Source organism: Bdellovibrio sp. CKG001 (assembly GCF_055397465.1).
In genome coordinates this window covers 1,283,172-1,307,912 of record NZ_AP029173.1, presented here as the reverse complement: position 1 = coordinate 1,307,912, position 24,741 = coordinate 1,283,172, and the positions used below count along the sequence as shown (strand labels likewise).

At 50.8% G+C, this 24,741-nt stretch carries 17 protein-coding genes; 14 read left to right on the top strand and 3 right to left on the bottom strand.

What is annotated here, in order from left to right; all coding sequences use genetic code 11:
* Window positions 1–65: 65 nt before the first annotated feature.
* Window positions 66–7,736: a Calx-beta domain-containing protein gene (locus tag ACZ50P_RS06445; RefSeq protein WP_464134420.1), complete on the top strand. Its 7,671-nt coding sequence runs from the start codon at window positions 66–68 to the stop codon at window positions 7,734–7,736.
* Between the two features lie 302 nt (window positions 7,737–8,038).
* The gene (locus ACZ50P_RS06440; RefSeq protein WP_464134418.1) at window positions 8,039–10,969 is read left to right on the top strand and encodes an NHL repeat-containing protein; all 2,931 of its coding nucleotides are present in this window, start codon (window positions 8,039–8,041) and stop codon (window positions 10,967–10,969) included.
* An 8-nt stretch (window positions 10,970–10,977) separates the two neighbouring features.
* On the opposite strand, the gene ACZ50P_RS06435 is transcribed toward ACZ50P_RS06440, so the two are convergent.
* Together ACZ50P_RS06435 and ACZ50P_RS06430 are read right to left on the bottom strand one after the other, a co-directional pair.
* On the bottom strand, window positions 10,978–11,646 hold the full coding sequence (locus tag ACZ50P_RS06435) for a hypothetical protein (protein WP_464134417.1): 669 nt from the start codon (window positions 11,644–11,646) through the stop codon (window positions 10,978–10,980).
* Window positions 11,647–11,798: 152 nt separating this feature from the next.
* Window positions 11,799–12,251 (bottom strand): MarR family winged helix-turn-helix transcriptional regulator, encoded by a 453-nt coding sequence (locus ACZ50P_RS06430; RefSeq protein WP_464134415.1) that lies wholly within the window; start codon window positions 12,249–12,251, stop codon window positions 11,799–11,801.
* A 61-nt stretch (window positions 12,252–12,312) separates the two neighbouring features.
* Between ACZ50P_RS06430 and ACZ50P_RS06425 the strand changes: the two genes are divergently transcribed.
* The 7 genes from ACZ50P_RS06425 (at window position 12,313) to ACZ50P_RS06395 (ending at window position 19,113) form a co-directional block, all read left to right on the top strand.
* Window positions 12,313–13,176 (top strand): alpha/beta fold hydrolase, encoded by an 864-nt coding sequence (locus tag ACZ50P_RS06425; RefSeq protein ID WP_464134413.1) that lies wholly within the window; start codon window positions 12,313–12,315, stop codon window positions 13,174–13,176.
* A 170-nt stretch (window positions 13,177–13,346) separates the two neighbouring features.
* On the top strand, window positions 13,347–16,505 hold the full coding sequence (locus tag ACZ50P_RS06420) for a S8 family serine peptidase (protein WP_464134411.1): 3,159 nt from the start codon (window positions 13,347–13,349) through the stop codon (window positions 16,503–16,505).
* Window positions 16,506–16,652: 147 nt separating this feature from the next.
* Window positions 16,653–16,967, top strand: coding sequence for a hypothetical protein (locus ACZ50P_RS06415; RefSeq protein WP_464134408.1), 315 nt, complete (start codon window positions 16,653–16,655; stop codon window positions 16,965–16,967).
* 338 nt (window positions 16,968–17,305) lie between these two features.
* Window positions 17,306–18,115: a hypothetical protein gene (locus ACZ50P_RS06410; protein WP_464134407.1), complete on the top strand. Its 810-nt coding sequence runs from the start codon at window positions 17,306–17,308 to the stop codon at window positions 18,113–18,115.
* A 141-nt stretch (window positions 18,116–18,256) separates the two neighbouring features.
* On the top strand, window positions 18,257–18,463 hold the full coding sequence (locus ACZ50P_RS06405) for a hypothetical protein (RefSeq protein ID WP_464134406.1): 207 nt from the start codon (window positions 18,257–18,259) through the stop codon (window positions 18,461–18,463).
* Complete coding sequence (locus ACZ50P_RS06400) at window positions 18,456–18,632, top strand: DUF1328 domain-containing protein (protein ID WP_262552510.1); 177 nt, start codon at window positions 18,456–18,458, stop codon at window positions 18,630–18,632. The genes ACZ50P_RS06405 and ACZ50P_RS06400 overlap by 8 nt, the downstream gene beginning before the upstream one ends.
* Before the next feature lie 28 nt (window positions 18,633–18,660).
* A complete protein-coding gene (locus tag ACZ50P_RS06395) occupies window positions 18,661–19,113 on the top strand; it encodes an OsmC family protein (protein ID WP_464134403.1) in 453 nt (150 codons plus the stop codon).
* Between the two features lie 21 nt (window positions 19,114–19,134).
* Here ACZ50P_RS06395 and ACZ50P_RS06390 read toward each other — a convergent pair whose 3' ends face one another.
* The gene (locus tag ACZ50P_RS06390) at window positions 19,135–20,703 is read right to left on the bottom strand and encodes an FAD-dependent oxidoreductase (protein WP_464134400.1); all 1,569 of its coding nucleotides are present in this window, start codon (window positions 20,701–20,703) and stop codon (window positions 19,135–19,137) included.
* Window positions 20,704–20,962: 259 nt separating this feature from the next.
* Here ACZ50P_RS06390 and ACZ50P_RS06385 point away from each other — a divergent pair, with 259 nt between their 5' ends.
* The 5 genes from ACZ50P_RS06385 to ACZ50P_RS06365 all read left to right on the top strand — a co-directional run bounded on the left by ACZ50P_RS06385 (window position 20,963) and on the right by ACZ50P_RS06365 (window position 24,734).
* Window positions 20,963–22,072, top strand: coding sequence for a GGDEF domain-containing protein (locus ACZ50P_RS06385; protein WP_464134397.1), 1,110 nt, complete (start codon window positions 20,963–20,965; stop codon window positions 22,070–22,072).
* 220 nt (window positions 22,073–22,292) lie between these two features.
* Window positions 22,293–23,159 carry a S8 family peptidase gene (locus ACZ50P_RS06380; protein WP_464134396.1) on the top strand — a complete coding sequence of 289 codons (867 nt, stop codon included), beginning with the start codon at window positions 22,293–22,295 and terminating at the stop codon, window positions 23,157–23,159.
* Window positions 23,160–23,209: 50 nt separating this feature from the next.
* Window positions 23,210–23,731: a thermonuclease family protein gene (locus tag ACZ50P_RS06375; RefSeq protein WP_464117526.1), complete on the top strand. Its 522-nt coding sequence runs from the start codon at window positions 23,210–23,212 to the stop codon at window positions 23,729–23,731.
* A 68-nt stretch (window positions 23,732–23,799) separates the two neighbouring features.
* Window positions 23,800–24,132: a VOC family protein gene (locus ACZ50P_RS06370; RefSeq protein WP_464117527.1), complete on the top strand. Its 333-nt coding sequence runs from the start codon at window positions 23,800–23,802 to the stop codon at window positions 24,130–24,132.
* Between the two features lie 104 nt (window positions 24,133–24,236).
* Window positions 24,237–24,734 carry a hypothetical protein gene (locus tag ACZ50P_RS06365; RefSeq protein WP_464134395.1) on the top strand — a complete coding sequence of 166 codons (498 nt, stop codon included), beginning with the start codon at window positions 24,237–24,239 and terminating at the stop codon, window positions 24,732–24,734.
* The last annotated feature ends 7 nt before the right edge of the window (window positions 24,735–24,741 follow it).

The following is a 24,741-nucleotide window of genomic DNA, read 5'->3' as shown; positions in this document are numbered from 1 at the left end:
TGTCTAACGCCGGAACGTACTTAAAAAACATCTTGCTCATTTTGATACTATCCCTTGCAGGCTGCATGGATGCCTCGCTGACTCCGGTCCTTAGCGAAAATCAGATCTTAAGAAAGATCACTGTCGAATCCGGCACCGTGGTGACTTTGGAAGAAGGTGTCGGGCATCAGATCAGTCTGGCGATTGAAACCCCGACTGTTCCCGGCGTCACTTTAAAACCAGAAAACCTGCAGTGGACCCTGAACGACATTGATGGTGATTTTGAGTCCTCAAACGGCACCCTGATCATCCAACCCGGAGCAAATTCAATCAGCTTCATCATCAAAGCACTGCGCGATGGCGAAATTGAAAATGATGAATCCTTCCAGTTGGTCTTTTCGGGGGACCGCTTTTCGAATCTTGAAGGCAACTCCATTTCTTTCGTAGTCAAAGACAAAACCACAAAAGCCAAGGTCACTGCCACATTGGCAAGTCTGGATTTTGGACCTCAACTTAAAGACACGACTGTTGAGCGCTCTTTAAGTTTTTCAAACTCTGGGGATGCTGCAGCTCAAAATCTGAACTTAACGGCTTTGAACACTCCATTTGCCTTTAAAGGGGGAAGCTTTCCTGGGGCTGGTGGAACTTGCAGTGCGATCTTGAACGGTCACAGCTCCTGCACCGTGGTCATCACCTACAATCCAACGGAAGTGAACACTCACTCTCAAAACCTTTCCTGGAGCTATGCCAATCCAGTCCTGCCCGACAGTGGGGCAATAACCGTTTCAGGCCTGGGGGTTGAAGTGGCCGCGGTTCTGGGAGGCAGACCCGGCAATCCAAGCAACGTCGATGCATTGAACATCACGGTGTCAGGAACCAATGTCACCCATTACAAATACAAACTTGGTTCTCAGGCCAGTACCGATTGTTCACTGACTTCGGGCTATTCCGCCGAAAAGCCCGTCAGCACCGGGATCACCGACAGTCTTTTGACTCTTGCAAATCAGAACCTGAAAATCTGTGTGATCGGCAAGGACTCCAATAACTTCTGGCAACCCCTGAATGTGGCCACTAGCTATGTATGGACCTTTGACACGATTCGCCCCGGCGTGGTCATAAGCCAGAAGGCTGGTCAGACGGATCCGACCAAAAACCTCCCCATCAGATTCTCTTTGGTTTTCAGTGAACCGATTGCTGAAAACTCTTTGACGGACGCAGATGTCAGCTTCACAGGATCTGCTTCTGTCAGCAGCTATACTTTGAGCAAAATTGACAGTACTCATTATGACCTGACCGTGTCCGGTGTGGATAACAATGGACTCATCCAACCTGTGATCAATGCGGATAAGTTTTCTGATTTGGCCGGAAATCCGAACACCCTTTCCTCCAGCAGCGACAATCAGGTGACATATGATACCAGTGCTCCAGACCTTCCGACTTCTTTAGGTTGGCTGCAGTCCTCCCCGACCAAGAGCAATCCTGTCACAGCGCAATGGTCCGTTTCTCCCTCATCGGATGTCGCTGATCAAAAAATTCAGTTCTTCAAAGACGCCAACTGTCTTGTGCTGGAAGGCTCTGCAATATCTCTTTCCCCTTCTGCCACCACCCGCAACTTCAGTGGCAGTGATGGAGAAACCTATACTTACAGTATTACGCTTGTAGATACTTCCGGAAACGTGTCCGTCTCTGCGTGTTCAAGTGCATTGCTGATGGATCGCACTTCACCCACGATCCTATCGTCCAATCCAGCCACCAGCACCGTTTCAAGTCTGCCAAACTCTGTCACAGTGACCTTCAACGAAGCAATGTTGTCGAGTTCCATCGAAAATCTTGGCAACTGGGGCATTGCATGTTCTGGCGGCGGAGTTGTTTCCATTGCCGGTGTTTCAGCCTCCAGCACGACTTCGGCTGTAGTGAATTTGACTGTCGCCAATCCTCCCGCCAATGGTGAAGTCTGCACGCTGACGGCCAAAGCCACTTTGACAGATCTAGCAGGGAACAATCTTTCTGCCGCTGGCACTTCGGCTTATACTTTGGACTTACCAGGCACTGTTCTTACAGTCACATCCAGCTTAGCCAATGGCGCCTACAAAGCAGGTCAGGTGGTGCCGGTTTCAGTGCAGTTCACTGAGGCTGTCACCATTTCGGGTGGAGCCCCCCAGCTTCTGATGGAAACGGGCTCAACGGATCGTATCGCCACCTATATCGGCGGCAGTGGGACAAACACTTTGTTATTCCAGTATACGGTGCAAGCCGGAGATAACTCGTCGGATCTGGATTATGAATCCGCCAATGCGTTGACCCTGAACGGCAGCACCCTGAAAGACAGCTTCGGAAATGACATGATTTTGACTCTGCCAGCGCCTGGATCTGCGGGCTCTTTGGCGGCAAATAAGGATATCGAGATTGACACACAAGCTCCTGAAGCCTTTGTCATTGCCGGAATCACGGGCGGAACTGATTCCACCCAGGATGAGTGGCTGACCAATGGATCCACGGCCACAGCTCACTGGGCGGCGGCGACTGGCAGCACGCAGTATCTGGTTGAGATCCGCAGCAGCGATGCTTCAGCTTCCGTGTGTGCGCAACAAACTGTGACCACCACTTCGCACACCTTTACGGGTTGCACACTGACGAATGGCACACAATACACCATCCGCATCTCTGCTCGCGATGCGGTTGGCAACTCCACCGCTGCCACGAACAATGACTTTATCTTTAACGTCAATACGTCAGCAGTGATCGCGACTATCACCGGCCAGCCGTCTGGCAAGTCCAATCAAACAAGCTTGAATATTGACGTGGCTGGAGCCGACGTTCAGTCCTATCGCTATAAAATCGGCGCAGCAGCATCGACAAACTGTGCGCTGGCAACGGGATATTCTGCCGACACCCCGTCTTCCACAAATATTACTGACTCTGTCAGTGCTTTGGGGGACACAGATATCAAGGTCTGCGTGATCGGTAAAAATTCGGCCAGCGTTGAGCAGGCTTTAACTTCCGCGACCAGTGTCATCTGGACTCAGGATCTGACGGCACCAACATTGACGATCAATCAAAAAGCGGGACAGGCGGACCCAACAAACGCCCTGCCTGTGGAATTTACGATCGTCGCCAGCGAAGCCATTACAAATTTTGTGGCAGCAGATATCACTCAGTCCGGAACTGCGACGGGAATCACCTGGAATCTTTCCACCTCGGATAATATCACCTGGTCTTTGAAGGCTACGGCCATCACCGGGGCCGGAACTCTGATTCCGTCCATTGCTGCAAATAAACTCACCGACGTTGCCGGCAACAATAACACTGCCAGCACCAGCTCCGACAATCAGGTCGTCTATGAAACAACCAAACCTTCTTTGACCATCAATCAGAAGGCTGGTCAAACCGATCCGACCAACACACTTCCTATTGAATTTACCGTGGTCTTCACCGAGGCCATTAATCCTGCCACTTTTATCGCGGCCGATATCACCCAGGGCGGAACCGCCTCGGGAATTACCTGGGACCTGACAACTTCCGATAACATCACCTGGTCTTTGAAAGCCACCGTGATCACCACCCCCGGAACCTTGGTCCCTTCCGTGACCGCTGGCAAAATCAGTGATCCGGCCGGCAATACCAACAATGCCTCGACAGCCACGGATGCCTCGGTGACTTACGACATCACGGCCCCCGTCAATGCGAGTTCCTTGGCATGGCAGCAAAGCAGCCCCACAAATACCACCGCTCTTGTGGCTCAGTGGACCAAATCCACCAGCCCGGATCTGGCATCGCAAAAGGTGCGCTTCTATACAGGAGCAAGCTGCAACACTTATACGGGCACCGAAAACACGGCCACCAGTGCTGCGACGACTTCCAACTTCACCGGAGTCAATGGCACAACTTACACTTATCAGGTTATTTCAACGGACAATGCCGGGAACTCGATCACGTCAGCGTGCTCCAGCGCGGTGATTATTGACACCACGGCTCCGACCATCACCAACGTCACTTCCAATAAAACCAACGGTGCCTACACTGTGGGTGATGTCATTGACGTGCGGGTGACCTTCAGTGAAAACGTCACTGTCACGGGGACACCGCTTATTGCCTTAAATACAACACCGGCACGCTCAGCGTCTTACGCTTCTGGAAGTGGCACGAACACCTTGCTCTTCAACTATACAGTGCAAGCCACCGACACTGCGGCTGATCTGAACTACGCTGCGACCACGTCCTTAACTGTGAGCTCTGCCAGTATAAAAGATGCCGCAAATAACAATGCGACCTTAACCCTGCCTTCCGTCGGTGGCGCCGGATCTTTGGGAACCAACAAGGATCTCGTGATTGATACCACGGCTCCAAGTATCACTTCTTTTACGGTAACAAACTCGACTCCGACCAACAGTACGACCTTTAATATCACCTCGGCTGTCAGTGGCAGTCCGACATCGTACTGTATTATGGAAAACAACACCGCCGTGGCATCCTGTACGTGGACCGTGGGTGCTTCGCTGCCCGCCACATTTACGGTTAGCACAGTGAATGAAGCCAAGACACTTTATGCCTGGATCAAAGATGCAGCGGGAAATATCAGTGCGATGGCAAGTTCGGCATCCATCACCTTCGATAACACACCACCAACAGCAACACTTTCGGGTCAGCCGACAGGATCCAGTGCGAAGTATGCACTGAACATTGATGTCAATGGCAGCGGTGTGGTGGCCTATAAATACAAAATCGGTCTGGCGGCTTCTGTTGATTGTGCAGTGGCCACCGGATACTCCGGGTCTGAAGTGACCCATACAACCAACATCACGGATAACATCTCAGCCTTGGCCAATGGCAGTGTTAAACTTTGCGTCGTCGGCAAAGACGCCGCAGGCAACTGGCAAACTTATGCGACGGCCACGACGGCGACCTGGACGAAAAATTCTCCGGCGATTCAGTTCGCAGTGACCACTTCTTCTATTTCAGAGTACAACGATCCGACCCACACTGTGGCCGTCAGTATTCCGGCGGCTGTGGATATCGCCGTCAGCGTCAGTTATACCTACTCTAATGGCTCCGCACCCACAGCGACCATGGGGAATGACTACACTGCAGTTAATGGCACAGCGACCATCGCTGCGGGCAGCACTTCCGTGAACATCTCAATCCCGATACTGGATAACAGCACCGAAGAATACGATGAAACATTCAAGATCACCCTCGGCAGTCCGGTGGGCGGTTCGTTGGGTACAAACACCGTTCATACGGTCACGATCACTGATGACGAGGCTCCACCACTGGTCACCATCCAGGACGTGTATGTCGTGGAAGGTTCTTCCACGAGCTTGATCGCCACGTTGTCCCACCCTACCGACAAAGGCTCTGTGTCCATCAACTGGGCACGCGACACCTGCGCAGGCGTGGACTGTGCGGTGGCGGGAACTGATTATACGATGGCCGTCACTTCAGGCACGGCGTCTGTACCCTCCGGCGCTACCACAATCTCTTTTGGCAATCTGAGCAGTATCAATAATTCTGTCGACGAACTGTTTAAGCGTGTGCCGATCAAGATCACGGGCATCACCGGCGGCACATCTTACATTTCCAATGCCGATATTATTATCAATGACAATGACAGCCCTGCGGGTAAAGATGCCGTCGAAATCGCCGTTGCTGATAATCACACTTGTTCACGCACCAGTGATGGCAAAGTCTATTGCTGGGGTAACAACAATTCAGGCCAGCAAGGCACCGGGAACTATCTTTACTCTTCAACGCCTACTCTGGCGTCCCTGGCGGCACCCGCCGTTAAAATTGCCTCTCGCTATGCAGTCACTTGTGCCATTCTCAACACGGGCTCCTTGTACTGCTGGGGCATCGGCAGCCATGGGACCTTCCCTGGGGCCGGTCTTCTCGGAACAGGCTCTCTGTCCTCCCGTCTGACTCCGACACAGGTTGTGGGAATGACCAGTGGCGTGACCAGCGTCGGTGTTGGCTACATAAACTCCTGCGCCCTGAAAGATGGCGGTGTCTATTGTTGGGGGACCAAAGACTATGGAGTGCTTGGCGATCCGGCAACGGCCACTTCGACACACACGCCAATCAGCATCCCCGCCGTATCCAGTGGCGTGAATAAACTGGCCATGGGTTGGACCCATGCCTGTGCTTTGAAGACCGGAACGTTATACTGCTGGGGTAACAACACCAATGGTGAGCTGGGCCAGGGGCATTTCAACCCCGTGACCTCAGTGGTGGCCGTCAGCGGAATCGGAACCGTGACAGATGCTTGGGCCGGATACTATGGAACTTGCGCCAAGAATTCGTCCAATCAGGTTTACTGTTGGGGTAACAATAATGACAACCAGATATTGACTGCCTCCACTGCGGACGTTCACACACCGACCTTAATGCCAGAGTATGCAGGCCTCACCGACATGTTTATCGGTATCCAGTCCTGTGTCATCCTCAATGGACAAATGTCCTGCCGCGGGAAGAACTATTTCGGTGAAGGCGGGATTAACCAGCCGACGGGCACTTCGACGGTCCCACTGACTCCAGTGGTGGGTGGTGGCGACAACGTGACTGCAGTGGATGGATCTCCGGGTGCTCACACCTGCTTTATTCGTCTGGGCCAAGTGTATTGCACAGGCTATTCCGGTTTTGGCCAGCTGGGAGACGCACAGACTTTATTAACCACAGGCTTCGTTCTAAGCCCCGACTTTGCAGGCGCTTCATCGATCTCAATCTATGATGAGCACGTCTGTGGAATCTACAGTGGCGGTGTGAAGTGCATGGGTGACAACATTTACAACAAAGCTGGAAATCTGCTAACAGATCGAATGTACCTTGCCCCCACGGCTGTAAAGAACGTTGAAACCAGTGTTACCAAAGTTGAAACCGGGCCCAGCGGCAGTTGCGCCCTGCAGGCCGGAGCCATCAAATGCTGGGGCCGTGGCTATCTCCGCGGCAGTGGTGCAACTTCAGGAAATCCTAACACACCCACGGGCCTGAGCTCTGGTGTGACTGATTTCGCCATCGCCTCAGGGCAAGACCAGGCGTGCGCCATCAAGGCCGGAAAACTTTACTGCTGGGGTAACGTGGCTTCTAATGAAATGTTTGATATGACTCTGGGGCTGTATACAAATCCGGTCGAAATCACTTCTGCCGGAAGCGACAATGTCAGAGTCCATATAGGTCGCTATCATGGATGCCTGCTGAAGACAGATAAAACTATCTGGTGCACAGGTTACAATGTGCAAGGACAACTGGGTCTGGGGGATACGGTGTCTCGAACCGGGATCACTCAAGTCCCGGGTGTTTCAAATGTGGATGAACTGAGCCTTTCCAGCTATGGAACATGTGTTCGCATCGGGAGCAGCCTGATTAAGTGCTGGGGTCAGTATCCAGGACATGGCAGCAGTTCCCACGCCATCACCAGCATGGTGGATCACACGGGATATACCAACATCACCAAAATTTTCGGTGGTTACTTTAATCACTGCTTTATTTCCAATGGAGATGCCTACTGCTGGGGCTACAACCGTTTTGACCAGCATGGTAACAATGATTATCTGACAAATGACTATCACTATTCTCCAACAGCCCTGAACACTTTGAATGCTTTTGGAACGGTTACTGATCTTGACGCCCGCAACGCCTATGGTATCTGCGGCAAAGTGGGCACGAACTGGTACTGTTCCGGTATGGACAGCAGCGGACAGCTGGGAACCAACAAAAAGCCCTTCCGCTTGGCGCCGATTTCCGTTGCGCCATTCCCGAATTAAAATCGTGAAGACAACACCTCGTCCTCTTATTTTCTCAATATGTGACATGCTTATCTCAAGTGAGGCGAATACTTTCCGATAAGTCTTTTATGCCAGGACGTCACTTGATTCTTACGGTTTGTATAACCACCACCGCTCTATTCATCTCAGGTTGTACAATGGATGGATTTGTTCCAGAGTTACCGGCGTCCACAGATACCCTCCCCGTTGAAGCTCAACTCAAAACCATAACCGGCAACGAATTTCCCCGAGGACATGTCGATGGCATCATATCTGAAGCACGTCTGTGGGGGCCTATCTCCATGACGAAGCTGAATGGTGACTACTACTTCACGGATTTTTATACGGTCCGAAAAATCTCTATGTCCACTCCGTCCAATCCTACAGTTGAAACTATCGCAGGCACGCCGGGTGTTCCGGGCAAGCAGGACGGCGTCGGAATTGAAGCAAGATTTAATACAATGACGGGAATAGCAACAGACGGAACTTACCTCTATGTCTCCGATGCAAGCAATCACGCTATTCGCAGAATTCACCCCTTAACCAAACAAGTCGAAGTCTTTGCCGGAATTTTAGGTACACCAGGAGACGTTGATGGCACAGGTACCGCTGCCCGACTGAGCAGTCCACGCGGTATCATTTATCTCAACAACGAACTCTACTTCGTCGATGCCGCAGGTTTGGTGAAAAAAGCAACTCTGGATGGGACTGTTTCTGTTGTGGCAGGAACCCGTGGAGCCTTAGGACATGTCAATAGCACACTTCTAACTTCACGCTTTTCGAATATGTATTCTCTGACCACCGATGGAACAAATCTTTATGCTGTGGAAGCAGGCAATCGAACCGTGCGTAAAATCGATCTTGCCGGGAATGCCGTCACAACGCTGGCAGGAAACTATAGTAACATCAATCTTCCCGGCAACAATGATGGTGACAGCGGAAACAACTCCCTGGAAAGTCCGATGGGTATCGAGTGGGTTAACGGCAATCTTTGGATCGCGGAACAAAACTCACATGTGGTTCGCAAGTTGGACTTAACGAATCCCGCCAATCCTGTGTTGAGTACAATTTTAGGCAAGACAATGGAGGGGCAGCTTCAAGACGGAATCGGGACCAACGCCCGTCTACTGACTCCCCGGTCTCTATTTTATGACATCAGCAGCAATGTCGTCTTCGTGATGTCCCGACATGGCTCGACAATATCACGAGTCAACCCCTCAAGTTTGCAAGTCCAGCATTGGATTAAGCCCCCGGCCCCGACCGTAACAGCACTTAGTGGCAATGGCGGGTCCATTGTTTACCCCCGTGGCCTGATCAAAGACGGGAATAAAATCGTCTTCACAACCCGCACACATGAAATTCGAATTCTGGATCTGGATACGAATTCTGTCAGCACTTTAGCCGGCGCACGCAACGTCTATGGTTCCTCTGATGGACAAGGGACTGCAGGTAAGTTCAGTATGCCCTCGGGGATCATCAAGTACGGCGATGGATATATCGTTGCCGACTTCTTCAATTTCAGCTTGCGCTATGTAAAACCCGACGGCACGGTTGCAACTCTGGTCGGATTATCCGGCACCAGTGGAACCGCCGATCAGGCAGCCTTGGGAAATACGGCCCGATTCACAAATCCAAGAGAACTGGTACTTTCGGGCTCTGTCCTTTACGTCACTGATTCCAATCGCATTCGTCAGGTGACTTTGCCATCAACCGACAAAATTCTTGTCGACTCGCCCGAGGTCAAAACACTTGTCGGTGGCAGCGTCGCAGGCACTGTATGCCCGGGTCACAGCCTAAATAGCCCTTCAGGTGTGGTTCTACGCACAGAAAACTCAGAACCCGTTATGTATATTTCTGAGAATACGGGCCACCGCATTCGTCGTCTGAACTTGGTCTCCTGTGCTCTAACAAATGTCGCAGGTTCTGGAACAGCAGGGAACACCAACGGCACTGGCACGGCTCCAAATGCTTTCAACAGTCCTGGCCAGATGGTGGAGTTCGATGGTGGCTTGTACGTCGCAAGTTCAAATTCACACACTATCAAGCGAGTTGACCTGACAACCTTTGAAATCACATCCGTCTTTGGTGGCTCCACGGATGCAAATCAAGATGGATATGGCACCTATGCACGAATCGAAGGCCCCTACTATATGACCCTGGATGGTACTTATCTGTATGTGACCCAGCCAAACTATCATCACATCCGTCGAATCAACCTGCAGACACGCCTGGTGGAAAGAATCAGTCAGAATCTGGTCTGGGGCGGCATGGAGTATGGAGTGCCCCAGTCTTCCATCGATGGAACTCTGAACTATCACGTTCCCTACTTCTTCAACACGGTTAAAATTGCTAACAACTACTATTCTTCGGATATCATCAACAATGTCATATGGAAGACTCGCCCCGATGGCCAGAGAGAGGTTTTTGCCGGGAAAATCGGTGTGCCTGGCAGCACCGACGGATACCGATTGGACATCCTTTTGACCAATCCACAGGGGCTGGAGTTCGATCAGAATTACTTGTACATCGCTGAACTTTCAGCCCACACAATTCGCCGGATCAGTTTAACGACAGGACTGTCCTCCACCATCATTGGCACTGCAGGACAGGCGGGCGTCACCAACGGCATCGGTACCGCTGCACGACTGACCAGACCTTCGAGCTTAAGAATTCACAATGGCTATCTCTATATTTCCTCACACGACAGTGGCTTGATCTACCGGAGTGATTTGCAAACGCTCAACACTGAACTGTTCGCCGGGACTCCCGGGGTCAGGGGCGGCGCTAACGGTCCGCGCTTAAGCTCCACCTTCAGCATTGCTTACGGCATGATCGCTTCAGGGAATACACTTTATGTTGGAGATGGAGGCAACTACACTATACGCGCCATCGATTTGAGTGAAAGTGACTCTGGTGTCACAACCTATTTGGGGGTCTCAGGAACCTCAGGCAACAAAATGGGAGATGGTTCTTCAGCCACTTTCACCTACCCGATCAGCATGGTTATGGATGGTCTGAACATGATTCTGGTGGATCGTCAGAATCACCTGCTTAAGACATTCAATCCTGTCTTAAACTGGGTTTCTTCTTTTGTGGGAAGTTCTGACAAAGTCGGCTTGATAGATGGCACGCTGGATCGGGCGCGCCTGACCCATCCTTGCTCCATTAGCAAGAGCGATACAGAACTTGTGATCTCGGATGGGCAGTGTTGGAATCTACGTATATATAAATAAAAAAATCACTAATTCACAGTCCCGGGAATACCATCAAACATCAGCCCCAGAGTGAAGTAGCCACCAGAAAGATCCAGGGTGTCAATCGCACCGGGGTTCCCCGAGCGCTTAAAGCCGTCGATCTTGTTGTATTCATAACCAGCCTCCAAGACCAGATAGAACTTCTTATAACCAAAAGCCAGTGAGGCTCCCGCAGCCGCATAAGGAGAAGCATACCACTCATCCCCGACACTCTTTTTAAGCTCCCCATTCAGACTGGCCGTTTTTATTTTAAACGAGGTGTTGGTGCCACCGACTCCACCAAAAATATCCACCCGCATGAAGTCCGATCTTTTCAGAGGAACCCGGGCGATCAACAAAAAAGCATCCTGGTCCAAGCGGGCCTGATAATCATCTGCCTCAACCACAAGATCTTCTCCACTTGAGGCCATCTTCTTGGCATAACGGGCTCCAACGTCCAGGTATTTCATCAGAGGATAAGTGATCTCCACTCCCAATTGACTGACGCCTTCCATTTTCTTTAGACCTTGGGCTTCGATAGTTTCATTGGCATTGTCTGGCTTTACCGTGGTCATTCCCATAAAAAGCCTGGCCTGTACGGGAATCTCTTTTGCGGAAACCTCTTGAGTTTGAAGCACAAAAATAGACAAAACCGTAAACAGCAGACCATATTTCATTGAATAACCCTCCGCCCCTGATGATACCTGTGATTTGACAGCCCGCAAGTCTGGTTTGGCAAGTGGCTGATATCATAGAACTTACTCACATTATTGAGTTCAATCCAACAGCCTAAGGAACTGGTTAAATAAGTCGGCAGCAAAGATCCAGATCAATCGGAACTTTCTTTTTTTGGTTCAAGTAACGCCGCCCGTATCTTGGCGGTGCCTTGAATCAAAAGATCCCGCTCTTTTTTGTTTAATAACGAACAGAATTTCAGATCGGCCTTGCTCACCAATCCCGCAAGGTGCTGATGAATCCTTCGCGCCGTCGGGGTCATTTCAATCAATTTTGTCCGCCCATCTGTTTTATGTGGCACCCGACGCACCAGTTTTCTTTTTTCCCAATCGTCCAACAGGCGTGACACCGTGGTCTTATCCTTTCCCAGATAAAATGCCAGATCCCTTTGAGTCAGCGCCTGATCCAACAACGGACGCAGGTTCATCCATTCTTCAAAAGTGATCGCTGAATGGTTTTGCTCAAACGACATCAGAAGATACCTTTTCATAGCCACCAGTGTGTCAGCCAGGCTTATACCCAGCAGTTCTGAATCATTTTTGGACATTTTACCCTCGGACCTTCATATAGTTGCAATATACAACTAGTTGGTTGTATATTGCAACTATATGAAGAAAGATTCCACAGACCTCTCAGGGCAAATAGATAAAGATGATTTCAATCTGCGCTTTGTGGTGCAAGGTCAGGGCTTAAACACCCTTGTGCTGGGTTCGTCTGTATTTTATCCCCGCACGTTTTCACAAAGCTTACGCCAACATCTTCGCCTGGGGTTTGTTGATTATCGCGGATTCGCGGCAACAGCCAAACCCTTCAACCGCACTGACTATGAACTGGGGAAAATCTGCCAAGATACTGAAGATCTGCGCCAGGCCTGCGGTTTTACCCAATCCGTCGTTGTCGGACACTCTGCCCACGGCTATCTTGCCCTGGAATATGCCCGACGTTACCCTGAATCCGTGAGCCAGGTGGTCATGATCTGCACCGGCCCCAGTCACGGAGCCCCGATGAGTGAGACCTTTCGCCGGTGGGAAGAAACCATTGCTCCCGAACGCAAAGCCCAATTCGCTTTGGATCAAACTCAATATTCTTTGTCTGGCGCAGAATCAGGACGAAGATTCATCACCTATTGCCAGGCTCTTAATGCCAAAAGCTGGTTTGCCCCTCACTTCGACGCGTCCCCTTTGTGGCAGGATGTGAAGGCGAATGACGATGCGATGGACTATCTCTACGGCGAAGTTTTTCGTGATTACGACACCCGACAAGCCCTGCAGGAAATTTCAGCACCGATCCTTTTGATCTGCGGACTTCATGACTATGGCGTTGCGCCGTTTTGGACCTGGAATGAGCTGCGCAACACTTCCCCCAATTTCACGGTAAAAGTCTTTGAGAAATCCGGCCACTACCCTCAACTTGAAGAATCCCAGGTTTTCGACCTCCTGCTTAGGGATTGGCTGAGTTCAAACACCCCATAAAACGCACTGTATTGAAGGGCATTTCCCTTGCGCTAAGCCCCCTAAAGCACTACAAAATCTGCCTATTCCGGTGGCAAAATTTCCGGCACGGTTCTTGGAACATTGCCTGACTGGAAATGATTTAACCCGATTTCGGTGTCGCTTTGGCACTTAAACGAAAGAGGCAGATAATGAGAACGTTAAAAACCACGACACAGCTAAGATATTTTTCATCCCTGCTGATTTCAGCTTTGCTCTTCACAGCGTGCAGTCCCTCTGCCCAAGCACCCCAAGGCGAGATTTTCAATTCCGACTTCCTGCAAGGCCTTTACAGCACCCGCCCGACGGTTGAAGAGCCTTATATCTTTATCATCAAACTATCCAACCCGGCTCTGTTGGAAACGGCACAAAGAAAAGACGGCAAAGTTGTTATCGACAAAAGACTTTTAAAGGCTATCGAAGCCGAACAGACTGCAACCATCGCTGAACTGCAAAAAATCTCTCCGGAAATCCGCGTTCTGATCCGTTACAAGCGTGTCCTGAACGGTATGGCCATCTGGGCTCCGGCAGAGGTGTTTGAAAAAATCAAAGCGCTTCCGAACGTCACCATGACTGAACAGTCCGGTTCGTTCTCTCGTCCTCAAGAAGATGAAGAGATCAATGAAAAGGGCCTTGTCGGCAACAACACTTCCGTCAAATTCATCGGGAGCGAAGCCGCATACGCTCAAAACATCCGTGGTCAGGGCATGCGCGTTGGGGTGATCGACACTGGCGTGGACTATACTCATAAAATGTTTGGTGGCGAAGGTACCAAAGAGGCTTATCTGGCCGTGGACCCTTCCAAGCCTCACGCCTCCTTCCCAAATAGAAAAGTTGTCGGCGGCATTGACCTTGTGGGTTCTGCTTACAACTCCGGGTCCCCGGACTTTATGAAACGCATCCCGGCTCCTGATGCCAATCCTCTGGATGAAGCCACCCACGGAACTCACGTCGCTGGTACTGTGGCCGGCCTGGGTGATGGCGTGAACACTTATGATGGTGTGGCCCCGGATGCGGATATTTACGCCATCAAAGTCTTCGGTGCCAAAGGCTCCACCAGTGATGAAGTCGTTATCGCAGCATTGGAATACTCAGCCGATCCCCAGGGTGATTTGAGTTTTACCAACCAGCTTGACGTGGTGAACCTGTCTCTGGGAAGCGGTTACGGCAACCCTCATATCATGTACGGTCATGCCATCAAGAATCTGGTGCGCGGTGGAACCGTCGTGGTTGCTTCAGGAGGAAACTCCGGCGACCAGTCCTATATCGTCGGAGCTCCGGGTGTGTCTGAGGATGCGATCTCTGTGGCGTCCAGCATTGATAATATGAATCAAAACGTTCTGTTCCCGGCGGTGGAATTTACGGCGGGTTCTGAAACCATCCTTGGGGAAGCCATTGAAGGGGCTGTCTCTAAGCCGTTGGAAGAAGTGGACTCTGCCAAAGCCGAAGTGATCTTCGTCGGTGTGGCCGATAAAGACTTCGATGCGGAAACGGCGGAAAAAATCAAAGGCAAGATTGCTCTGATTGATCGTGGTGTGGTGGCTTTTGCGGATAAGATTAAACGCGGTCAACAGGCCGGCGCCTTGGCGGTGATAGTGGCAAATAATGCACCAGGTGATGCCATCGTCATGGGTGGAGAAGGCCGTTTCGATATCCCGGCGGTGATGATCACTTTGGATGTTGCCAACCAAATCAAAGCGGCTCTTAAAACAGGTCCGGTGGTGGCTGATCTTAAAACCACAACCAAGGTGGAAAAGGCCTGGTTGGTGGACACGATCTCCCCGTTTTCTTCCCGTGGTCCTCGCTCTGAAGATGGTTTGATCAAGCCTGAAATTGCGGCTCCTGGAACAAACATTATTTCTGCTGCCCGTGGTGCGGGGGACAAAGGTGTGACAATGTCCGGGACCTCTATGGCCGGTCCTCACATTGCCGGGGTGATGGCGCTTCTTAAACAAAAGCACTCCACTCTGAACCCTTACGAGTTGAAGTCTGTTCTTTTAGCCCACGGTAAAGTGATCCACGATGCTGACAAGAAAACTTATTCTGTCAGCCGTCAAGGAGCAGGCCGCGTGCAGGTGGCTGAATCCCTGAATGCCAAAATCGTGACGATTCCAGCGACTCTGTCCTTCGGTTTGACCGACATTGAACAGCAAAAAACACTGGCTCAGGAAATCACGCTCAAAAATATCAGCTCCGAATCCATCACTGTGACTCCGCAATGGAAGGGTCACAAGGCTCTGCAAGTCAGTGCGCCTTCTGTGACCTTGGCTGCGGGCGAAAGCAAAAAGATCCTGGTGAAAGCAAAAATCACAGGTTCTTTGATGACCTCCGCCAATGACGAACTCGATGGCTTCCTGAAGCTCGTATCAGATAAAGAGGTGGTGGTGCAACTGCCCGCCCTGGCCGTTGCTCGTCAAATCTCAAAAATCGAGGCGACATCCTTGGTGGTTCGCTCTACGTCCGCCGGTGACAGCGCTGGCAGCCTGGCCGAACTTCAACTGAAGAACTCCAGTGCCAACACAGGCGAAGCTTATTTGTTTAATCTGATCGGTGGTGACAGCCGCAAGAAAGAAAAGAAACCGGATCTAGCCCACAACCGTAACTGCGACATGCAGTCAGCCGGCTACCGTGTCATCGAAAAAGATGGCAGTCGCGTTCTGCAAGTCGCCATCAAGCTTTATGAAGGCATGACGACTTGGCACCGTTGTGAAGTGAATGTGCAAATCGACGCTGATGGCGATGGCAAGGCTGATCAGGAACTTTCCGGTATACCGGCATCCGATCTTCCGGGGTTGACGGAAGAGTCCTTTGTCAGTTTGTTGTTGGACGGTAATCAAGCCCGAGAAATACGTAAAGAGTATGAACAACAATACGCAGCAGACCCTGAGAAAGCCAAAGAAGACTACACTGGTGCGGTCCTGGATTTGCGCCCGATGGGAGTCTTTGACAACTCCACTCTGGCTATCATCGAAGCAGATGTGACCCTGCTGTCCTATGCGCCAACAGGAGAGCTCAACATTAAGATTTCCACCACCCATCAGGACAACGGTGCGGTGGAATATGACGACTATTTAGGGGCACACGAAAATAAATGGGAGAAAATCTCTGCCAATCCAATGGCGCAGGCCTACACCAATTTACCGGAAACTGTGGAACTGGGTGGCAACTCATCCACGGAAGTTTCTTTGGTCAAAGGCTATGGTGCGGGGGACCTGATCCTTTATGCCCCTCAAAACAAATCTGTGCGCGATATTCTGATTGAAGATGCACAGTCACAGGTAATTCCTGCCGTTTATAAGTCCGAAGAATAGAAATTCACGTTATATAAGGCGCACTGCTGAAACTCTTGGCAGTGCGCTCTGAGCCTTACCATCCCCCAACACGACTTTGACGATTTCCTGACAACATAAAGGAACGAACTTAGTTATATTGCGCGAGCAATCTAACAAGGAGAATCCATGAAAGCACTTATGATGGCGCTGATCGCGTCTTTTGCAATGGCCCAGACGGCTCAGGCTCAAAACTGCGTTTCCGCAGATGGTTTGATCATTCCTAACGGTGTCAGCGTCAAGTTGTACTACAGCGCCACCCCAACAAAAACTCTGGGTCCTGCCTACACTTGTGACTCTGTTTCCCGCGTAAGAACTTGCGTTGACGGTGTTCTGTCAGCCAAGGAAATCCAGTGCAGCCAGTACGATTCCGGTGGTTGCGTGGACTGGTGGATGGACCGCCTGCCTGACACGGACTTCGCAACAGCTCAGTGCCAGAACTAAAAAAACAAAAAGCGCAGATTTTTCGTCTGCGCTTTTTTTGTTCCCGCATCTTATTAGGCACCCTCTTTTCTTCTGGGTCCGCCATCAGCCATTCCTGACAAACTCGCTTGCACCATAGTCGAGCCCTCTGAGGCACCCCAGCCCTCTTTTCTTTGGCTTTAGTCCTAATTTTTATGTTGCATCCTGAAATTCAACACCCGCCTTAAGGCTTCAAGTAATGTAAAAGTACATCTTGATCTTACAACGGCGAAATAATTTTGAACGAGACAAAGTTTAGCCGGCACCGTTCTCCCGTTTCTTCTGAAGGGGCCTGAATCACAAATCCATGTGGAGGTCCATTGACGAACTCAAAACATCTCACCAAGACAGTGTCTGTTGTTGCCATCACGATTGCTTTCTTACTGGCAGCGGCCTGCTCCCCAACAACTTCTTCCATCCAAGATCTGGCAAGCACCATCGATGATGGAAACAGCAGCGCCGAGACTCCTCCAAAGACGGAGGCACCGGAATCCACGGATCCAAAAAATCCCACAGAGCCCTCTGTCCCTGTCATCCCTGAAAGTCCAGGAACCTATAAGATCGAAGCTTTGTCCTGGGAAACCTCGACCAAGCCCGAACGTCGTCAATGGAGTGAATACTTGCACAAGATCATCCTGGAGGACTGGAATACTTTGCTCGGTGGCGCTGATGATATGGATCGGTTCTGCCCTCGTTATGACAGACTGGACAACAACCAGCGAGCCAATGTCTGGGCCGCCTTATTTTCTGCCATGGCCAAGTACGAAAGCGCCTATGATCCAACCTCCCGAATGCACGAGACCACCATGGGTACGGACCCGGTGACCGGCAACCCGGTTTACTCCGAGGGGCTATTACAGCTGTCCTATCAGGATATTCGATGGGCGCGCTGGTGTGAATTTGACTGGAACAAAGACAAGCACCTTTCTTCAAAGGATCCAAAGAAAACCATCTTGGATCCTTATAAAAACCTTTACTGTGGCGTCGGTATCATGGCCCGCCAGATCAAGAACAAAGGTGCTATCACTGTCGGTTCTGGGGCCTATTGGGCTGTGATCAAAAGCGGTGGCAGATATCAAAAAATCACACCGATTTCTGACATGGTAAAAAAGCTGTCCTTCTGCAAATAATTTCCCTCGTGACGAGATGGCCTCTGTTTTCCCTCGGAGGCTGTCTCGCCACACATTTGTTTTCTAAAACAATTCACTTCAAAATCTTGGCATGATCCCCTGACACGCAGATTCTTTAAGCATCAAAGCGCAGGAGGAGCTATGTCGGAACAAAAACACGACTTGGAAGAACCCGGAAAAACCTTCTACTTCGAGTGGGAACTCGACGAGATGCAAAGAGCGTCCCGTCGCCACCAAAGGGAAACAGTTCCCTATCCCTCGCAGATGAACAGCTCCCGGGACAACTTCGAGGACACTCTGTTCCACGTGCCTCCTCCAGCCACAACAGAAAGGAACTCCCATGCTTAGAGCCGCCATCATATTTTTTGTCATCGCGATCGTCGCCTATCTTTTAGGTGCAGGGGGAATTGCAGGACTGTCCGTTGAAATCGGTCGTCTGTTGCTGTTTGTGTTCCTGGCCCTGGCGATCATCAGTTTTATTATCAATCTGCTGAGTGGAAAAAAAGGACCGCGGTAAAAGACGGCCTTTTTCCTTGGAGGTATCCATGCAACGTAAAGCTTCGGCCCGCTGGCAGGGCAATCTTCAATATGGCAGGGGCGTTCTCAATTCTGAAAGCGGTGCCCTGAAAGACGTTCCTTACTCTTTTACGACCCGCTTTGAAAACACACCCGGCACCAATCCCGAAGAGTTGATTGCGGCCGCTCATTCCGGCTGCTTTGCCATGGCTCTGGCCGGAGCCCTGGCAAAAAAAGGATTTAATGCCGATACTTTGGATGTGTCTGCCACCGTCTCTTTGGAAAAAAATGGCGATGCGTTCAGCATCACCAGTTCTAGACTGAAACTGCGGGCGCAGGTCCCGGGGCTGGATCGAAAACTTTTTGAATCCATTGCCCAGGATGCAAAAGTCAACTGCCCGGTCTCAAAAGTTTTGAAAGCCGATATCACCCTGGATATCGACTTTCATGAAACCATGTCCCCGTCCCAGCACACACACTGATTCAGACTTCATCATACCCCGCTAGGATGGCGGGGCATGGTGATTCTGTGAACGCAAGACCTCGTGAAGTTTTGAATCGTTAAAGTGACCGAAAGCATCTTCGATCATCAGGCTTTCTAAATCCCTTCCAACCGTCAGCACGGCCGCCACCCTTTGATCTTCGTAATAGGCCACCGCAAAATCACGGCTGGCCAAATCACCCATCACATCCATGCGATCAAAGCGGTCCGAATAACCCACGTACCCCAAACTTAAATCATAGTGCTGAGTCCAAAAAAATGGCACTTCCTGGAACTTCACCCAGTCTCCCATCATATTCAAAGCCGCCGTCTGCCCTTGGCGCTCAGCCACCTCCCAGTGCTCCACCCGGATCGCACGATCACTGTGTGGATCGGGCCATCGAGCAATATCACCGGCGGCAAAAATGCCCGGGACACTGGTCTCCAGATACTCATTCACCAGAACACCGTTTTCCACCCAACACCCTGCCTGTTCCGCCAGGGCCGTACTGGGCCGAATGCCCGTTCCAACAATCACGAAGTCACAATCAATACTTTCACCACTGTCCAGCAAGACACTGCGATCGCGGATCTCTTTTACACCATGCCCTAAATGAAATTGAACCCCATGCTCTTCATGTAGCTTTTTTAAAACACTGCCAACATGAACACCGACCACGCGCAAAAGTGGCATTTCCTCCGGCGCCACCACATGAACTTCCATGTTGCGCTGACGAAGGGCCGCTGCCGCTTCCAAACCAATAAATCCCGCCCCGATGATAACAACCTTCTGGGCCCAGGTGGTTCGGCCAATAATCCGACGACAATCCTGCAACGTTCTTAAATAATGCACATGCGGTTTTTCGATTCCAGGGATTTTAGGTTTGATCGGTTCTCCCCCCGTCGCCAAAAGAAGTCGATCATAACGCAAGGTTTTTCCGTTAGACAAAAAGACGCTGCGACGATGCGAGTCCAACTTTTCTACCCTGGTAGCCAGTTCAAAGTTAATTTTGTTCTGCTGATAAAATTCTTCAGCTTCCAATGACACCCAGTCTTCGGGGATATTCCCCGCCAAATAGTCTTTGGACAAATTGGGGCGATCGTAAGGCAGATACTTATCTTCGCTGATGACAGCTATATGGCCGATGAATCCATGTTTGCGCAACATGATCGCAGCGGCCGTGCCCGCCGCACCTGCGCCTACAATAACGTATCTTTGCGACTCGCTCCATTCGCGAGGTCGCACTGCCGAAGCTTTTTTTCCTGTGACATAAACCCGTCCTTCACGTTGTTCCACTGTCCAGGCGGCAATGGGATTTAAAGCCGGAGCCTTCAAGGCATCCCCCGTGCGCAAATCAAAACAGGCGTGATGCCAAGGACAATGAATTGTCTCTCCGACAACGAGTCCCTCATGCAAAGGGCCGCCATAATGAGAACACGTTGCACCGACGGCAAAGAACTCGCCGTCATGTTGCACCAGCAAAACCGCCTCCCGGCCGACGTGTCCTAACATCTTCTGTCCGTCAGAAAACTGACTGACCTCAACACCTTTGGAAAAATCAGGTCCACTTAACTCTGCAGATCGTCCCATGATAGACTCCTTTTTTTCAGGGCCTTATCATAGAAAGCTTTACGGCCAGAAAGAATGTCCGGAGGCCTGCGAGTGCTAAAATGCATCTCGCAAGAGAAAAAAAATAGAATCTCAAGATGAGTCAACCTGTCTGCCGTGCAAGGTTTCCCTTTATTTGTTTCGAATTGAGACTGGCCCCGCAGAATCAGTCCGAAGTCCCCTTAAGACCCGCCGGTTCTGCTCCGATAAAAGAGTGTTGTATCCTTCCCAGGAGGCTTACTTGAAACAGTGGGTAAAAAAGCTCGTTGAGCAATTTGACATGGACTGGGGTTCTGCAAACGGCGCTGAAAAGGGCAAAGGCGTCCCGAGCCTGTCTGAAGAGAGGGCCACGCTGCTCTTTATTCTGGATGTTTTCAACAAACATCTTTTTGAAATTCAAAACCACTCGGTGCGCAAGGTGCGTAACAAGCTCGATGGCTTTGCGAAAGAACTGGTGAATCCAAACGGTCAGGACACAGAACGCGTGCTGTTTGAAATCCGCCAGTTTATCTCCAGTTATCGTATTGACGAATACAGCTACGTGCAGAACACCTTTGATGACTTCAAACGCATCATCTGGGATTTCGCTGATCACCTCAGTGAAGAAATCCAGGAACAGAATGCCGCCTCGGGCGACGTCAATCAAAGCCTGGAACAACTGCGCGAAGCTGTGGAATCCAACTCGATTGAAGAGCTGCGCATGAAGTCCCGGGAGTTTATCAACTTCTATCTGAAACACCAAAGTGCGCACAATGATCGCCGCTCCAAACGCATGGAGACCATCAAAAAAAGCCTGACCACAGTGAAAAAACAGCTGATGGAGGCCAACACCACCATGCGCAAAGATCATCTGACCGGGGCTCACAACCGCCGCAGTTACGATGAACAGATTCGCCGCTATCTGCAGTTGCATGAAATCGACAAAGATCCGATGACATTGATTATCATGGATATCGACTTCTTCAAAAAGATCAACGACACCTACGGTCATGATATCGGTGATTTCGTCCTGAAAGAGTGCGTGCGCCTGATTCAGGAAAGTTTCTCGCGCGAAGAGGACTTTATTGCCCGTTTGGGCGGGGAAGAGTTCGCGGTAATCCTGCCAGGATGCAATGCCGAAGCGGCCACACGCATGGCGGAAGAGGCCATGAACCGCATCCGCAAAGAGGTGTTCGTTCATGAAAACTATGAGATCCGCTTCACCATTTCCATGGGGATTGCGGAGGTTCAGCCCGGTGAAAAAGCGGATTCCTTGTATAAAAGAGCCGACGAGGCCCTCTACGAGTCCAAACAAACCGGCCGGAACAAGTACACCGTCGCCAAAGAGTCTCAGATCAAACGTGTCGCTTAATGGCTGTCTAACCTTCAGACAGCTGTCGATTCACTGGTAGTGACCAGAAAAGCCTGAACAAACGTTCGGGCTTTTTTAATGTTCAGAAATTTCTAAACACTCGCAGCCCTTTTCCTGCTCAGAAGAAAATCATCCATGCCTGATGCTGGCCCTTCCCTTGCTTTAGTGCTTCGGCATGAAGGCAATCGTATTTTTTGTAACTACATTTTTGGGGATGTCGATGAACTCTTTCTCTCAAGAAAGTCTGGATCGCGATATTGTCGTGGCAATCATTGATACGGGTGTGGATGTAAATCACCCACTGATCAAAAACAACCTGTGGACCAATCCTCGGGAAAAGACCAATAATAAAGACAACGATGGCAACGGATTTGCCGGGGATCTCCATGGATGGAACTTTGTTTCCAACAATCATGACCTGTCTGATCACCATGGCCATGGCACCCACGTCGCAGGGATCATTCAGCAGCAAGCGCGATCCTCCCGCGTGAAGTTTATGATTCTGAAGTACTACGACCCGTCAGTTCCGGCAAACGACAACCTTTTGAACACTGTAAAGGCCATTCGTTATGCCACCCGCATGAAAGCGGACATTATCAACTATTCCGGCGGTGGCGATGAAAGAAGCCCCATGGAAGAGGCTGCGATTCGTGAAGCCCAGGATCAGGGCATTCTGTTCGTCGCCGCCGCCGGCAACGAAGGGCGCAACACCGACGTGGTCGGTTATTATCCCGCAGGTTACAACCTGAAAAACATCATCTCGGTCGCCGCTTTGGATTCCCAAAGACGCCTTCTGGCCAGCAGCAACTTCGGCACCCGCTCAGTGGATATCGCTGCTCCGGGAAAGAACATCTTCTCGGCCCTGCCTGAGGGCAAGTACGGCTACATGAGCGGAACGTCCCAAGCCACGGCCTGGGTCAGCGGACTGGCCGCCGCCTTGATGCTACGCCATCCTTGGCAGGCGCTGACTCCTCAGGAAATCAAACGGGTTTTAGTCAGCAGTGGAATCAAAGACCGTCTGCTAAGTAAGAAGGTCCGTTCCCAGACTCGTATTTCCAGTCTGCAGGCAGGTCTGAATCTGGAATAGAACCGAGGGGCGCCTTGCCCTTCGGGAAAAGATCACTTAGACTTTAAAGTATGAATTTTCAGCTTCGCCCGTTTCTTCTTTCTGTTTTTGTGATCTCCACGCTGACGGCCTGTTCCCAAAGTCTGCAGGCCTCTGACAAAACACTTTCTTCTTCGTCTCCCCGCTCCTGCCAGCACGACGACAGAACCTTCCGCTGCGTGGAAGTACTTAAGAATTATGATGGCGACACGTTGACCGTGAATATTCCCGATGTTCCGGCTTTGATCGGCAAAAAAATCAGCGTGCGGGTTCTGGGAATCGACACGCCCGAAGTTCGCACAAAAAACAAATGTGAAAAAGAGGCCGGGCGTATTGCGCGCAATCTGGTTGCCAGCACCTTGAAGAACGCCAAAAACGTCGAACTTCACAATGTCCAGCGCGACAAATACTTCCGCATTCTGGCTGATGTGGTGGTCGACGGACGTTCCCTGTCCGACATTCTGATAAAGAACAATCTGGCCTATGCTTATGATGGCGGGACCAAAAGACATCCTGACTGGTGCAAGGCCTTGCGCCAACCCGCTAACAACTAGACCGTGCATCTTCACAGAACCGGCATGAAGGCATTGCCTGTGCCTGGCTCTGCCGAAAAGATAGAACTATGGAAATCAAAGACTTCGGGGCTGCTTTTTCAAAAGCACAAAATCCCCAACAGCTTTACTCTTGGTATGAAAAGACTTTGGGGGTTCTGCCCCGCACAGACACCCATGGCTTCAGCCCTTCCGATCAGCCCACGGCTATTCAATTTCGCGTGGAGAACCTGAAAGCCCTGCTGCACGATTTAGCCCGACAAGGAGCCCAAATTGAGTCCCCTGTCGTTGAGACCGATTTTGGCTCTTTTGCCTGGGTCCACGATCCCGAAGGAAATCGCATTGAACTTTGGGAGCCAGCCCCTTACCAAAACACACTGATCAACCTTCCAGAACCGGACTAGTCCCACACCGTGAACATTTGGCATGTATAATATTTTGACAGTTTAAAAACCGCTGCTCTTCAGATATCTTCGCCAAGGTTTGAATTTAACCTCAGGAGATTCCCATGTCGAAAGCGGCCATTCTGTCCTTGTCTTTGTTGCTCTCTGCCACGGCCTTTGCCAAATCCGTTCCTTCTCAGTCCTTGCAAGTCACTCCATCCAGTATTGATCAGGTGGTGCGTCTGGTGGACAAAAAAGATGCGGGCTCTTCTGCCAAAAAAGTATCGGTCATTGTCGAAGACCACGGCCTCAGCACCGACGTATCCCCCCGCTACACGGTGTATCTGGGATACTCCAGCCTTGCGGAAATGGGAAATATCTCTGCCGACTTTAAAATCGACGACCAGGTTTTTGAATTCAAGTCCGCAACTCGCAAAGCTGCGGGTATCTATGAAGTCAAAGTTGTCGGCTTCACGGCTGACGGGACCTTGACTGACATCACCCACACCATCGACACAAATCAGATGTTTATTGATGAACGCAAGGTGCGTGAAGCCTGTGGCGGTGACTTCTGCGATCAGACATTGAAAACATCTGTGGAAGTCAAAAGCTCTGCAAAATAAGCTGTCC

Excerpts from the sequence above, each read along its gene's own strand:
- ACZ50P_RS06395 (WP_464134403.1), top strand. The coding sequence starts at position 18,661 with ATGCAACGTAAAGCTTCGGCCCGCTGGCAGGGCAATCTTCAATATGGC.
- ACZ50P_RS06400 (WP_262552510.1), top strand. The coding sequence starts at position 18,456 with ATGCTTAGAGCCGCCATCATATTTTTTGTCATCGCGATCGTCGCCTAT.
- ACZ50P_RS06445 (WP_464134420.1), top strand. The coding sequence starts at position 66 with ATGGATGCCTCGCTGACTCCGGTCCTTAGCGAAAATCAGATCTTAAGA.
- ACZ50P_RS06430 (WP_464134415.1), bottom strand. The coding sequence starts at position 12,251 with ATGTCCAAAAATGATTCAGAACTGCTGGGTATAAGCCTGGCTGACACA.
- ACZ50P_RS06425 (WP_464134413.1), top strand. The coding sequence starts at position 12,313 with ATGAAGAAAGATTCCACAGACCTCTCAGGGCAAATAGATAAAGATGAT.
- ACZ50P_RS06365 (WP_464134395.1), top strand. The coding sequence starts at position 24,237 with ATGTCGAAAGCGGCCATTCTGTCCTTGTCTTTGTTGCTCTCTGCCACG.
- ACZ50P_RS06420 (WP_464134411.1), top strand. The coding sequence starts at position 13,347 with ATGAGAACGTTAAAAACCACGACACAGCTAAGATATTTTTCATCCCTG.
- ACZ50P_RS06440 (WP_464134418.1), top strand. The coding sequence starts at position 8,039 with ATGACGAAGCTGAATGGTGACTACTACTTCACGGATTTTTATACGGTC.
- ACZ50P_RS06380 (WP_464134396.1), top strand. The coding sequence starts at position 22,293 with ATGAACTCTTTCTCTCAAGAAAGTCTGGATCGCGATATTGTCGTGGCA.
- ACZ50P_RS06375 (WP_464117526.1), top strand. The coding sequence starts at position 23,210 with ATGAATTTTCAGCTTCGCCCGTTTCTTCTTTCTGTTTTTGTGATCTCC.
- ACZ50P_RS06370 (WP_464117527.1), top strand. The coding sequence starts at position 23,800 with ATGGAAATCAAAGACTTCGGGGCTGCTTTTTCAAAAGCACAAAATCCC.
- ACZ50P_RS06415 (WP_464134408.1), top strand. The coding sequence starts at position 16,653 with ATGAAAGCACTTATGATGGCGCTGATCGCGTCTTTTGCAATGGCCCAG.
- ACZ50P_RS06435 (WP_464134417.1), bottom strand. The coding sequence starts at position 11,646 with ATGAAATATGGTCTGCTGTTTACGGTTTTGTCTATTTTTGTGCTTCAA.
- ACZ50P_RS06390 (WP_464134400.1), bottom strand. The coding sequence starts at position 20,703 with ATGGGACGATCTGCAGAGTTAAGTGGACCTGATTTTTCCAAAGGTGTT.
- ACZ50P_RS06405 (WP_464134406.1), top strand. The coding sequence starts at position 18,257 with ATGTCGGAACAAAAACACGACTTGGAAGAACCCGGAAAAACCTTCTAC.